The sequence below is a fragment of the Streptococcus mitis genome, assembly GCF_026782895.1.
Lineage (GTDB): Bacteria > Bacillota > Bacilli > Lactobacillales > Streptococcaceae > Streptococcus > Streptococcus mitis_CB.
This window is the reverse complement of sequence record NZ_JAKUXJ010000004.1, coordinates 466,848-479,704: the sequence shown is the minus strand read 5'-3', so window position 1 is coordinate 479,704 and position 12,857 is coordinate 466,848. Positions and strand designations below refer to the sequence as shown.

14 protein-coding genes are annotated in these 12,857 nt (G+C 35.4%); 12 read left to right on the top strand and 2 right to left on the bottom strand.

The window, feature by feature from the left end:
* Positions 1–3 precede the first annotated feature (3 nt).
* A complete protein-coding gene (locus MK480_RS06680) occupies positions 4–192 on the bottom strand; it encodes a hypothetical protein (protein WP_268707389.1) in 189 nt (62 codons plus the stop codon).
* Positions 193–210: 18 nt separating this feature from the next.
* Here MK480_RS06680 and MK480_RS06675 point away from each other — a divergent pair, with 18 nt between their 5' ends.
* The 5 genes from MK480_RS06675 to MK480_RS06655 all read left to right on the top strand — a co-directional run bounded on the left by MK480_RS06675 (position 211) and on the right by MK480_RS06655 (position 8,268).
* Complete coding sequence (locus MK480_RS06675) at positions 211–777, top strand: PBECR4 domain-containing protein (RefSeq protein ID WP_000013900.1); 567 nt, start codon at positions 211–213, stop codon at positions 775–777.
* A gap of 151 nt (positions 778–928) precedes the next feature.
* Complete coding sequence (locus MK480_RS06670) at positions 929–1,339, top strand: cell envelope biogenesis protein OmpA (RefSeq protein WP_268707388.1); 411 nt, start codon at positions 929–931, stop codon at positions 1,337–1,339.
* 47 nt (positions 1,340–1,386) lie between these two features.
* Positions 1,387–7,599, top strand: a complete 6,213-nt coding sequence (locus MK480_RS06665) for a DEAD/DEAH box helicase family protein (RefSeq protein WP_268707387.1) — start codon at positions 1,387–1,389, stop codon at positions 7,597–7,599.
* Between the two features lie 74 nt (positions 7,600–7,673).
* Positions 7,674–7,958, top strand: a complete 285-nt coding sequence (locus tag MK480_RS06660) for a DUF5962 family protein (RefSeq protein WP_000969643.1) — start codon at positions 7,674–7,676, stop codon at positions 7,956–7,958.
* A 13-nt stretch (positions 7,959–7,971) separates the two neighbouring features.
* Complete coding sequence (locus tag MK480_RS06655) at positions 7,972–8,268, top strand: DUF5966 family protein (RefSeq protein ID WP_268707386.1); 297 nt, start codon at positions 7,972–7,974, stop codon at positions 8,266–8,268.
* 13 nt (positions 8,269–8,281) lie between these two features.
* Here MK480_RS06655 and MK480_RS06650 read toward each other — a convergent pair whose 3' ends face one another.
* Positions 8,282–8,479 (bottom strand): hypothetical protein, encoded by a 198-nt coding sequence (locus MK480_RS06650; RefSeq protein WP_002933288.1) that lies wholly within the window; start codon positions 8,477–8,479, stop codon positions 8,282–8,284.
* Between the two features lie 159 nt (positions 8,480–8,638).
* Here MK480_RS06650 and MK480_RS06645 point away from each other — a divergent pair, with 159 nt between their 5' ends.
* From MK480_RS06645 to pezT, 7 genes are all read left to right on the top strand, one after another.
* Positions 8,639–9,280 carry a hypothetical protein gene (locus MK480_RS06645; RefSeq protein ID WP_050197876.1) on the top strand — a complete coding sequence of 214 codons (642 nt, stop codon included), beginning with the start codon at positions 8,639–8,641 and terminating at the stop codon, positions 9,278–9,280.
* 9 nt (positions 9,281–9,289) lie between these two features.
* The gene (locus MK480_RS06640) at positions 9,290–10,375 is read left to right on the top strand and encodes a toprim domain-containing protein (RefSeq protein ID WP_268707385.1); all 1,086 of its coding nucleotides are present in this window, start codon (positions 9,290–9,292) and stop codon (positions 10,373–10,375) included.
* Between the two features lie 50 nt (positions 10,376–10,425).
* On the top strand, positions 10,426–10,659 hold the full coding sequence (locus MK480_RS06635; protein ID WP_000152425.1) for a DUF5965 family protein: 234 nt from the start codon (positions 10,426–10,428) through the stop codon (positions 10,657–10,659).
* Positions 10,656–11,039 carry a DUF5945 family protein gene (locus tag MK480_RS06630; protein WP_002933294.1) on the top strand — a complete coding sequence of 128 codons (384 nt, stop codon included), beginning with the start codon at positions 10,656–10,658 and terminating at the stop codon, positions 11,037–11,039. Before MK480_RS06635 ends, MK480_RS06630 begins: the two co-directional genes overlap by 4 nt.
* Positions 11,040–11,076: 37 nt before the next feature.
* On the top strand, positions 11,077–11,349 hold the full coding sequence (locus MK480_RS06625; RefSeq protein WP_000494442.1) for a hypothetical protein: 273 nt from the start codon (positions 11,077–11,079) through the stop codon (positions 11,347–11,349).
* 67 nt (positions 11,350–11,416) lie between these two features.
* The gene (gene pezA / locus MK480_RS06620) at positions 11,417–11,893 is read left to right on the top strand and encodes a type II toxin-antitoxin system antitoxin PezA (protein WP_000579598.1); all 477 of its coding nucleotides are present in this window, start codon (positions 11,417–11,419) and stop codon (positions 11,891–11,893) included.
* Entirely contained in the window at positions 11,893–12,663 is a 771-nt protein-coding gene (pezT, locus tag MK480_RS06615) for a type II toxin-antitoxin system toxin PezT (RefSeq protein ID WP_268707384.1), read from the top strand. Before pezA ends, pezT begins: the two co-directional genes overlap by 1 nt.
* The last annotated feature ends 194 nt before the right edge of the window (positions 12,664–12,857 follow it).

The window sequence follows — 12,857 nt, the reverse complement described above, 5'->3', positions numbered from 1 at the left end:
TTTTCAGGTAGAATAAATAGTGTAGATGAGTAGTCGGCTCATGGTCAATCTGATAGTAATCTTGGACACAAGGGCCAAGCGGTGGCGGACACCAGAACGAAATCCGATAGCAATCTTGGACGTAAGGGCCAAGCGGTGGCAGACACCAGAATAAACCGACTGACTAGGTGGCTTACAGACTCTGTAAACCACCTTTTTTGTGAGGAAAATATGGCAAATTCTAGAGATTATCGTAATCCAAATTACACCGAAAAAATAAAACTTCAGCGTTTTTTTACTCAGTTACAAATTGCGGCTTCTTTTTTTAAAGAACACTTCGTTGGCAAAATCATGTATTATGAAACAGAAATAGAAAGTGTTGAACTTCATTTTTCACCTACTAATTTCATGCACCTATGTGGTGTTGATTACCGAAAAGGTGCAGGCAGTTTCTTTGACGATTGTTTAAATAGGCATGTCATAATTGATGAGTTGAAAATAAAAAAAGATGGAACCACAATGCAAAAGTTACAAGTTTTAGGATCCATTGAGGAGTTATTGGGAAAGCATGTTCATTTAACTGGTTCAGGACGTTATTTGTATTTGGAGTTTGATTATGCTCTACGTACAAGAAAACAGATACTAGCATTAACATTGAAAGAGACATCAAGGAAAATTGTTCCTCAATCTTTATTAGATTTGAAGAGAAAGACAGTATTTCCAAAAGGTCAAAAAGTAATTTCAATTTACTCAAAACATTTACAAACGTCGGAACTTTTTTATTATTTAAAAGATTAGTTTACATATCTTTTGTGGCATAAAATATATTTTTATCATTTCCAGGAGAACGCAGTTTTGGCTCGTTCTCTTTTTTTGTTGTGATACTTCTTTCAAGTAATATTTGGTAGGATTGGAGTGAAAAAAGATTAACTAGGAAAGAAGGAAGTATATGGAAACCATTTATCAACGTGATTCGGATCAGGATGGACTGACTGATGCTCAAGAATTGGCGCTAGGAACCAATCCTCTTAGCGCAGATTCTGATGGTGATGGACGTTCAGATTTAGTAGAAGTAGAAGAAGGAACCAATCCCTTGGAAAAGGATTTACAAGACATAGACCAAACAAGTATAACTGAACCGTCTTCAGTATTTATGGAAATGAAACAAAAGATTTCAGATATGATGGAGAGTCACTACAAGGAATTTATACAGGCTCTGATTAGTATTGAAACAGGGATTGAAAACCAACAAGACCTAGAAGACTTATATACTTACTACATGAGAACAGATGCCGTTTCTCTTTTGTCTAGTGATTTAGAAACCAGTCCTCAAAAGGTTGAAATGGAGATAGAGTTGTAGGGGAATCATGCGATTCTCCTATTTTTGTATAGATGAAAGGAGAGAGTATGGAAGTAATACAATTATTGGCTATGTTTCGTGGAACAATTCCAAAAGATAGGGAGAAAATGGACCTATTTCTTCGTTATCAGGCGCAACATTTTGATGAGAAATGGCACGATTTGGTAGAGAATTTTTTGACTGAAGAGGGCAAGATAGAAGAGATTCCTCACGTATATTCTTTTGATCAAGATATTGTTTCTTTCCTAGAGGCCAGTTCTGAAAATAATGACCAAGATTTAGAAAGTTACACAAGAACTTTTGGACAAGCAGGTCTAGGTAAATTATCTCAATTAAGTAATTTTGAGAAAAACTTGGTGCTAGAAGTCGCAATCTATAATCTTTCCACTCGATTTTACATCCAATCTGAAAAAGAGAAGTTAGAACCATTAAGTGAGCTTGTATTTCATCAGAATCAGGATGTCAATTTAGTCAATGTCTATCGGGTTGCGAATAATCTATCTGACCGCATTAGTAGAGATATAGAGGAGTTTCTTCTAATGGTTGATTCCAAAGAACTAAAAAAAGAGGTTCTTGAGATTCATTTTGAAGAAAAAGAAGGAGATGTTCTAGCCTATTTGGGTTCAGAATTGATGGCTACTTTAGATACTGTTACGGATCTTGTCCATCATGAAGAAAACTACCAACAACTTCCACTGATACAAAAGCTGAAGATTATTACTCATTTTGATGATGTAAAGGCTAGAAGCGAAAAGTCTAAACAAGTAGAGGATTCCTTATCTCCTTCAAGTGATATTGAACAGGAAACGAAAGAAACGAACTCCTTTTCTAATGTCGATAAAATTGTAGAAGAAGCTTTGAGGGAATATCCAATCGGTTCACAAGTAAGTTATAAAGGACAAGTATTTCAGTTGGTTTCGATTGAAAATGCACAGTTAAATGACTTAGTTCGCCTAGAGCTATTCAATGATTCCAACCAGTTATTTGAAGAGAATCCTATCTTATACTTGAACAGTTTGGAAGAGATTGAACATGTATTGTCTCTTGTAGAACTTGAAAAAGAACATTCAGATATTGAGATTGAATCACCCAGTAAAAGTCAGGAAATAGATTTGTTTTCCTATCTGGAAGAAGATAATGAAAAGGATAAGGAAACAGAAACGCTTATTTCAGATATAGAAGAGACGGATGTCCCCGTTCAAGATTTTGTTTTTCCAGATGATTTAGAGGACTTTTATCCTAAGACAAATCGAGATAAAATTGAAACGAATATCGCCGCAATTGAACTTGTTAAAAGATTAGAAAAAGAGGGACGACAAGCGAATCCAGAAGAACAAGAGCTACTAGCCAAGTATGTCGGCTGGGGTGGCCTTGCCAATGAATTTTTTGATGAACTCAATCCAAAGTATGAAACAGAACGTTTAACTCTCAAGAGCTTAGTAAGTAAATTAGAATACTCCACCATGAAACAAAGTTCTCTCACAGCCTATTATACAGACCCAATGATTATTCGCCAGATTTGGCAAAAATTACTGGATGATGGTTTTGAGGGAGGGAGGATATTAGATCCTTCTATGGGGACTGGGAACTTCTTTGCGGCTATGCCTAGAAGTGTACGAGAGAAATCAGAACTCTATGGGGTTGAATTAGACAGTGTGACAGGTGCAATCGCAAAACAACTCCATCCAAATGTCCATATTGAAGTTCGAGGATTTGAAGAAGTTCCCTATCAAAATAATAGTTTTGATTTAGTCTTAACGAATGTTCCTTTTGGAAATTTTCGGATTGCCGATAAAAACTATGATAAACCATATATGATTCATGATTACTTTGTCAAACACTCACTTGATTTAGTAAGAGACGGAGGACAAGTTTCGATTATCTCATCTATTGGCACAATGGATAAGCGGACAGATAATGTCTTACAAGAGATTAAAACCAACACTCATTTTTTAGGGGGAGTTCGGTTGCCGGATACGGCTTTTAAAAAGATTGCAGGTACTCGAGTGACCACAGATCTTCTCTTCTTTCAAAAGGATCAAGCAAAGAATCTTAATGAAGATGAGCTTGTCTTTAGTGGCTCTATTCTCTTTGAGGAGGATAAGCGTGTCTGGATCAATCCTTATTTTGATGGGAAATACAATACACAAGTTTTGGGTCAATATGAGGTACGTAATTTTAATGGAGGAACTCTCAATGTTAAGGGGGTATCAGAAACATTAGCTACTGACATTATGAAAGCATTCGAGAATGTGGAAGCACCTAAACCAATTGACAATTCTTTGAAAGCACCTATTTTTATCCAAGAAGAAGTGGATAATTCTATCCCAAGTCGTATACGTGAGGACTTAGCGCTCTATTCTTTTGGATATGAGGGAAATCAAATTTATTACCGAGATACGCATGGCATTCGGAAAAGTTCAAAAGTAGACGAAATTAGTTATTATGTAGACGAAAAGGGAGTTTTTAAAGCCTGGGACAGTTCTTTGTCTGAACATAAAATAGATCGATTCGTGAAACTTCATTTGACAGATGAGGAAGCACTAGATGTATACAAGTCAGAAGAAGCGAGTAAAAGAGGGAAATATAAGGGACTGTTCAAAAAAACTGTCTTTTATGAAAGCCCCTTATCGGATAAGGATATTAGTCGTATTAAGGGCATGGTTGATTTGAGAGAGACCTATCAATCCTTAATTGAAATTCAACGTCATCAAGATTATAGTCGGACAGATTTTCAGGTATTACTTAGTAAACTCAATCGTGACTATGACCGCTTTGTAAGTCAATTTGGATACTTGAATGCCTCAGTCAATCGGAACTTATTTGATAGTGACGATAAGTATTCCTTACTAGCAAGTTTAGAAGATGAATACATTGATTCTAAAGATCAGAAAGTAAAATATAAAAAATCTTTAGCCTTTGAGAAAGCATTGGTTAGGCCAGAGAGAGTGATTACAAGAGTTTCAACTGCTCTAGATGCCTTAAACTCCAGTTTATCGGATGGTAGAGGGGTTGATTTAGACTATATGGTATCCATTTATCCCGAACATAGCCAAGCTGCTATTTTAGATGAGTTAGGTGACCAGATTTTAATAGATCCAGAAAGCTATTTAAGAGGGGAAAGAAAATATCTTTCTAAGAACCAATTTTTATCAGGAGATATTCTCAACAAGATAGAAGTAGTTCAACTATTAGTGGAGGGAAACAACCAAGAATATGATTGGAACCATGCTTTAGATTTGTTAGAATCTGTTCGCCCTCCAAGGATTCATCTGGCAGATATTGAGTTTAAAATAGGGTCACGTTGGATTCCTCAATCCGTTTATGGTAAATTTGCCTTTGAATGTTTTACTAATCGTGAATTTGAATTGTCTTCGCCTGATGTTGAACAGGTCATTGAAGTGAATCCTGTCGATGGCCAGGTTCATTTAAGGACATCATTTGCTTATCGCTATCCAAGTGCCAAAGATAGTAGTCTTGGAGTCAGTGGCTCACGTTATGATACAGGAAGAAAAATTTTTGAAAATTTACTTAATTCGAACCAACCGACGATTACTATGACTGTTACGGAAGGAGAAAAGAAAAAGACCATCACAGATTTGGAAAAAACCTCTGTTCTAAGAGCAAAAGAGCAGCATTTACAAGAGCTCTTTCAAGACTTTGTCTCACGGTATCCAGAAGTCCAACAAGTCATTGAGGAAAGCTACAATCGTCTTTATAACCGGACGGTTAGTCGAGAGTATGACGGTAGCCATCTAGTCATTGATGGATTGGCACAAAACATCAGCCTTCGCCCTCATCAAGAGAACGCCATTCAAAGAATCGTAGAAGAAAAAAGAGCCTTGTTAGCTCATGAGGTAGGTTCAGGAAAGACCTTGACCATGCTTGGGGCTGGGTTTAAATTAAAGGAGTTGGGGATGGTTCATAAGCCATTGTATGTGGTGCCCTCTAGTTTGTCTGCTCAATTTGGCCAAGAAATCATGAAATTTTTCCCTACTAAAAAAGTCTTTGTGACCACTAAGAAAGATTTTGTGAAGGCGAGAAGAAAACAATTTGTATCACGTATTATTACAGGAGATTACGATGCCATTGTCATTGGGGATTCTCAATTTGAAAAAATCCCTGTCAGTAAGGAAAGACAGATGAATTATATCGAGGATAAACTTAATGAACTACGAGAGATTAAAACACATTCTGAAAATAAGTATACCGTTAAAGAAGCGGAACAATCAATAAGTGGTCTAGAGAAACAATTGGAAGAACTCCAACGCTTTAATCGTGATAGTTTTATTGATTTTGAGAACTTAGGAATTGATTTTCTCTTTGTGGATGAAGCACATCACTTTAAAAATATTCGTCCAATTACTGGCCTTGGAAATGTAGCAGGGATTACCAATACAACCTCTAAGAAGAACGTGGATATGGAAATGAAGGTTCGACAGATTCAGGAAGAACATGATTTTAAAAATATTGTCTTTGCGACAGGAACACCTGTCTCCAATTCTATTAGTGAGTTATATACTATGATGAACTATATTCAACCAGATATCTTAAAACGCTATCAAGTTGATTATTTTGACTCTTGGGTAGGTGCTTTTGGAGAAATTCAAAACTCTATGGAATTAGCTCCTACAGGGGATAAGTACCAACCTAAGAAACGATTTAAAAAGTTTGTCAATCTACCTGAGTTGATGAAAATCTATAAAGAAACAGCCGACATTCAAACACAAGATATGTTGGATTTACCTGTTCCAGAAGCTCGTATTATCCCTATTGAGAGTGAGTTAACTGAAAACCAGAAACTCTATTTAGAAGAATTAGTTATGAGGTCAGATATGGTCAAATGTGGAACAGTTGATCCGAGTCAGGATAACATGTTAAAGATAACAGGTGAGGCACGGAAACTAGCTATTGATATGCGTTTATTGGACTCTAGCTATAGTCTAGCAGACAATCATAAACTGCTTCAGGTAGTGGATAATGTTGAAAGAATTTATCGTGAAGGAATGGAAAATAAGGCTACTCAGATGATTTTTTCAGATATTGGCACACCTAAGAAAAAGGATAATGGCTTTGATGTCTATTCTGAAATAAAGGCTTTATTAGTTGATAGAGGAATTCCTAGTAAGGAAATTGCCTTTGTACATGATGCCAATAGTGATGAAAAGAAGAATAGTTTGTCTCGAAAGGTCAATGCAGGAGAGGTGCGGATTCTCCTTGCCTCAACTGAAAAAGGAGGAACAGGTTTAAATGTTCAAAGCAAGATGAAAGCAGTTCATCACCTGGATGTACCGTGGAGACCAAGTGACATTCAGCAACGCAATGGACGTATTATCAGACAGGGAAATGAAAACAAGGAAGTGGATATTTACCACTACATTACCAAAGGTTCATTTGATAATTATCTATGGGCAACTCAGGAGAACAAACTCCGTTATATTAAGCAGATTATGACTTCTAAGGAGCCGATTCGTGCTGCAGAAGACATTGATGAGCAGACCATGACAGCTTCTGATTTTAAGGCACTAGCAACAGGTAATCCTTATCTCAAATATAAGATGGAACTAGAGAATGATCTAACTCTATTAGAAAATCAAAGACGCGCCTTTCAACGTAGCAAGGATCACTATCGTCATACAATCTCTTACTGTGAAGAAAATATGCCCATTCTTGAGAAACGATTAAGCAAGTATGAAGGCGACATTCAACAGTCTGAAATATCGAAAGACCAGGCATTTTCTATGACGATAGGTAAGCAAGCTTTTGAGCAACGAGCTGAAGCAGGGGAATCCCTACACCGTCTTATCCGTCATAATCAAGCTGATATTAAAGAATTTCGCACCCTAGCCAGTTATCGAGGATTTGACATTAAAATGCTTAGTCTTCCAACAAATCAACCTCTTCCTGAAACCTTCTCTGTTAAGATTGTAGGAGAAAATCAGTATTCTGTCAGTTTAGATTTGTATTCTCCTTTGGGGACAATTCAAAGGCTTCAGCATACGATTGATCACATTAAAGAGGACCAAGTGAAAACTCAGAACTTATTGGATGAATTAAAGGATAAATTGACTACTGCTGAGGTAGAAATTGAGAAAAATTTTCCAAAGGAAGAAGACTATCAAACAAAAAAGGCCGAATACGATGTACTCGCGCCATTGATTGAAACAGAAACGGATTTAGATATTATTGATCAGGCCTTAAGACAATTCCACGAAAAAGGAAAAGAAAAGCAAGAACAACTTTCTTTTGAATTGGATTAAAAAATAGATATAAATAGCGGACAAGAAAAGAAAAGCGCGGTAGAATAAAGATAGAAAGAAACGAGGTAACAATTATGATGGAAGATACCTATTATCAATTAGAAGAGGCTTTGGTACAGGGATTTCAAACACCTGAAGAATACCAAGCCTACAAGGAGCTAAAGGAACATTATGAGGAAGTGACGGGGGATTACAGTTTTTCTAAACGAGAACTCACTAGTCAATTGGAAATCTCTCTTCAGAATCATCGAGGCGTTGACTTTGAAGAGCATGAAAAAGAGGAGTATTTGGACTTAGTTCAAAAGCTAGAGGAATTTGATTCCTCTCTTGCCACCCATTATCGTCAATTGATTGACTAGAAAGGAGAAAGTCATGAATGATTTACTCCTTATCCTAGTAATTTTTTTAGCAGTAGGAGGAATTCTCATTCTTTTATGGAGACTCTTTCTTATTGCCAGTGGACTTTTCCTGATTGGTTTTGTCAGTTTTCTTATTTTCGTGGAGGTCTATGGAATTTATTTGTTCTTTACTGAACCTAGTTTATATTTTGATGATATCAGACAACATGGTTTAACTAGTTTTACGTCTGTGTACCTTTTCATCAATCTGATGTTGGTTCTAGGATTCAGTTGGCGCTTCATAAACTCCAAAACTAAGGAAAGTATGTAAACTTGTTAGATGTTTAAAAAACTTTATCTGAATCTAAATTCGGATAAGGTTTTTTATTAGCCTTGATTCTTTCATACACTTCATAGCTAAATTGGAGCAATAATTTATGATAATTTTTATCCTTACTATTATTGCTTGTATTTATGGCTTGTTTATGTCGTTCAATATGAGAAAGAGCTCTTCTCAAATTTTCTTCTTTTAAATTTTTCATAGTTACATTATAAGATGAAGACATCTAGTTTTGATTTTTTTCTCTGAACTGTACGATTTTGCGCCTGAAATGTAGGAATTACCTTTCGTTGTGATGTGATAAAACTTTCAAGTTCTTTTTGTTATTCTTGACCTAGTTTTTATAGAAAGAAGGTCTAAGATGTTAAATAAAGTCAAAACTAAAGCCTTAATTAGTGTTGGAGCAGTGGCTGCAACTAGCTTTATTCTCATGATGGGATATACTGCTGGTCAACATTCTACTGCTAAACAAAGTCGCAAAGAAATCGAATTGGCTGCAGCTAAACTTGTAGAGGACAAACAAGAAGAAGATAAAGCCAGCATTTTGTCATCGGATACTGTAAAAGAATTTTTGACTCAGTACTATACGAAAGAAAAGCTCGGAGAAAATAATACACGTATTCAACCTTATATGACTGAATCAGCTTATTCTCAAGAATTGTCAAGTCAAAATGATGCCATGAACCAAGTGTATAAGGATTATATTTTGGATTATCATTTTGAAAAAGCGGATATCTTTGTCAATCAGACTACGAATCAAGCTATTGCCATGGTCTCTTATAATGTAACCTATGTATCTGATTTAAAGAATGCCAACCAATCAAAGACTAATCAGACAGAAACAAGAACAGTTAAGTTATCCTATTCTAAACTACCTGGTAAGTTATTGGTTAATCAAGTGCAGGTTTGGAAATCTGGGTTAGATGATTTAGATAAGGCAACTCCCAAAACTTTAGAAGAATCATCATCAATACCATCACTGCCAAATACTACGACAAAATGATGATATTGCATGGAAATAGAAGAATGTAAGCAAATTTCAATTCTTGATGTAGCAAGTCGTTTAGGTATCTCCTTTAAACAAGTTTCGAGCAGTGTCTATGAACATCCTGAACACGATTCATTTCGGATTTTTTCAACTACCAATACTTTCAAATGGTTTTCAAGAGATATTCAAGGTGATGTCATTGATTTTGTTCGACTTGTTAAGGGAATTTCCTTTAAAGAAGCTCTAGCCTTTCTTTCTGAAGAACCTTTTCAAAAAGAAGCTGTTCAAGAAAAAAGAGAGAGACCATTTTATTATCCTTTAAAGAGAATAGAAGATTCTAACTGTAGTCTGGCCAGATATTACTTAACAGAATGTAGAGGAATTTCAGAAGAAATTGTACAAAGGATGATTCAACAAGGTTTAATAGCACAAGCCAGCTGGAAAACAAATGAAACAGTTGAACCTGTTATCGTTTTTAAAAGCTTTAATCATCGTCACAAGCTGCAGGCAGCAAGCCTACAAGGGATTTATAAGAATCCCACTCTTTCTAGAGAGAGGTTAAAAACGATTCTAAAAGGAAGCCATGGACATATTGGAATATCCTTTGACATTGGTAAACCAAATAGACTGGTTTTTTGTGAATCGTTTATCGACTTGATGAGCTATTACGAACTTCATCAACAAAGTCTATCTGATGTTCGTTTGGTATCTATGGAAGGATTAAAAAGGTCTGTTGTCGCTTATCAAACTTTACGACTGATAGCTGAAGAAAATCAGAAGTTGGAATTTTTAGATACAGTAACACCTTCAAAGTTATTGCCTTTGATCAATACAATTCGTGATACCACTACCTATTTTGATAATCATCCTGATTTATTGACACTTGCGGTAGATTGTGATGATGCAGGAAAAGATTTTTCTGATAAGTTATCTCAAGCAGGATTGCCTGTTAAACTGGATTTACCTAATAATGAATTTGGGAAAGAAAAAATAGACTGGAATGATGTTCTTAGAGAAAAGAAATCAGATTTTCAATTTAAGATTGAGACTGCAAAAGAGAAATTGGGGAATCAACCAGTAAGGCAAACCTATCAATGTTTAGAATTGTGATAACAAAATCAAGATGTTTTAGCTAATATTAGAATGAAGGAGGATCGTATATGACCATTATTGAACGCTTAGAAGAAAAGGTCACTAGGCAAGAAAGTAAGGTAGCAAGAGAGACAGAAAAACTCGCTGCTTACAGAGAGCAACTGGAGACAGCGATGTTTGCGACGTTCAAAAGGCGTCAAAGCATTAGTCACATGAGTTTTGAAGAAGCTCTTGACCATGCCTTTGGTAAAGAAAGACAATTCGATGATTCTGAATTTAGAAAGGATGAAATGAGTGAATGACAAAAGATTGGAATTTTAATCAACCATTAGAAAGTAAATCAGAAAATCAAGAAGATCCAGATAAAATTGCGGCCTTATTTGGAAATCATCAAGGAGGTAATGATGTAAATTATGAAGCAGCTTTTCAAAAGCGCAAACAAGCACCTGTGACGGAATCAAATTCTAGTTCTAAACCCAAAGTTACAGAGGTTAGAACAGGAAAAGAGACAGATATCACTACAAGTTATCAGCAACATCTTAAAAGGCTGATTGCGGATAACAATAGCGATATTCAAAGTAGTCAAAAGAAAATTGAAGAGCTACATACGTTGATCGACACAAAGAATAAAGACAATAAGAAATTGCAGTCCATTTATGATGCGATTTCCGAATTACACTAAGCAGTCTTAAAAGGCTGCTTTTTTTGAGAGGTTATAGATGTTTACAAAACTTTTTAAGAAAAACCACGACAATAGTGATGTATTTAAGAAGCTAATTCATAGACTATCTGATATGTCTGTCCAAGATCTTGAAAAAATAGACCGATTGCTAGATATCATTTTCACTCCAGATCAAGGATCAGAAGAACTAAAAACAGAAGCAACTTACAGAGAAGAAACTTTGGATGACACATTAAAAGAAGCTAAGAATCAACTTCATAAGGAACAATTGGAGAAGAATTTAGAGAGATTTAGGAAAAATAGTCAATAACGCACCAATTTTGGTGCATTATGCTTTTTTATGCTATAATTGAATTATAAAAATAAAGGAGTTTGCCATGATTGGAAAGAACATAAAATCCTTACGTAAAACACATGACTTAACACAAGACGACTTTGCCCGAATTGTAGGTATTTCACGAAATAGTCTGAGTCGTTATGAAAATGGAACGAGTTCAGTCTCTACGGAATTAATTGACATCATTTGTCAGAAGTTTAATGTATCTTATGTCGATATTGTAGGAGAAGATAAAATGCTTAATCCAGTTGAAGATTATGAATTGACTTTAAAAATTGAAATTGTGAAAGAAAGAGGTTCTAATCTATTATCTCGACTCTATCGCTATCAAGATAGTCAGGGAATTAGCATTGATGATGAATCTAATCCTTGGATTTTAATGAGTGATGATCTATCTGACTTGATTCATACGAGTATCTATTTAGTAGAAACTTTTGATGAAATAGAGAGATATAGCGGTTATTTGGATGGAATTGAACGTATGTTAGAGATATCTGAAAAACGGATGGTAGCCTAATGGAAATCCAAGATTATACCGATAGTGAATTCAAACATGCTTTAGAGCGGAACATTCGCTCACTGACAAGAGGAAAAAAGTCCAGTAAGCAACCTATAGCGATTTTGCTTGGAGGGCAAAGTGGTGCCGGTAAGACTACAATTCATCGTATTAAACAGAAAGAATTTCAAGGAAATATTGTTATCATAGATGGTGATAGTTTTCGTTCTCAGCATCCACACTATTTAGAACTGCAGCAAGAATATGGCAAAGACAGTGTTGAATACACCAAAGATTTTGCAGGAAAAATGGTAGAGTCTTTAGTAAGAGAATTGAGTCATTTGGGATACAATCTTTTGATTGAGGGAACTTTACGGACAATTGATGTTCCAAAGAAAACAGCACAACTCTTGAAAAGTAGGGGATATGAAGTACAATTAGCCTTAATTGCGACAAAGCCTGAACTGTCTTATCTGAGTACCCTTATCCGATACGAAGAACTGTACGCTATCAATCCAAATCAAGCACGCGCAACTCCAAAAGAACATCATGATTTCATTGTTAATCATCTAGTTGATAATACACGACAATTGGAAGAACTGGCTATCTTTGAAAGAATTCAAATGTATCAACGAGATAGAAGTTGTGTATATGATTCAGGAGAAAATACAACTTCAGCGGCAACCGTTCTTCATGATTTACTATTTGGAGAATGGAATCAAGTGGAGAAAGAGATGCTTAAATCTGGAGAAGAAAGATTGAAAGATTTAACTAATCGAAATGGTTTGTAGAGTTAGATTTTTAAAATAAAGTCTATTGGATCGTCAATTAAAAAATAACGATCCTTTTTTATATTCTCTATTTTCTTCTTCAAATTTTTTCAAAAGTTTTAGCATTCTTCAGTGATGATTTCTTGTAGTTTATGATTATTTTAAATCCTGGGTGTTATTAAACTCTTGATTTTTTCAAGAAGCTATGGTATTCT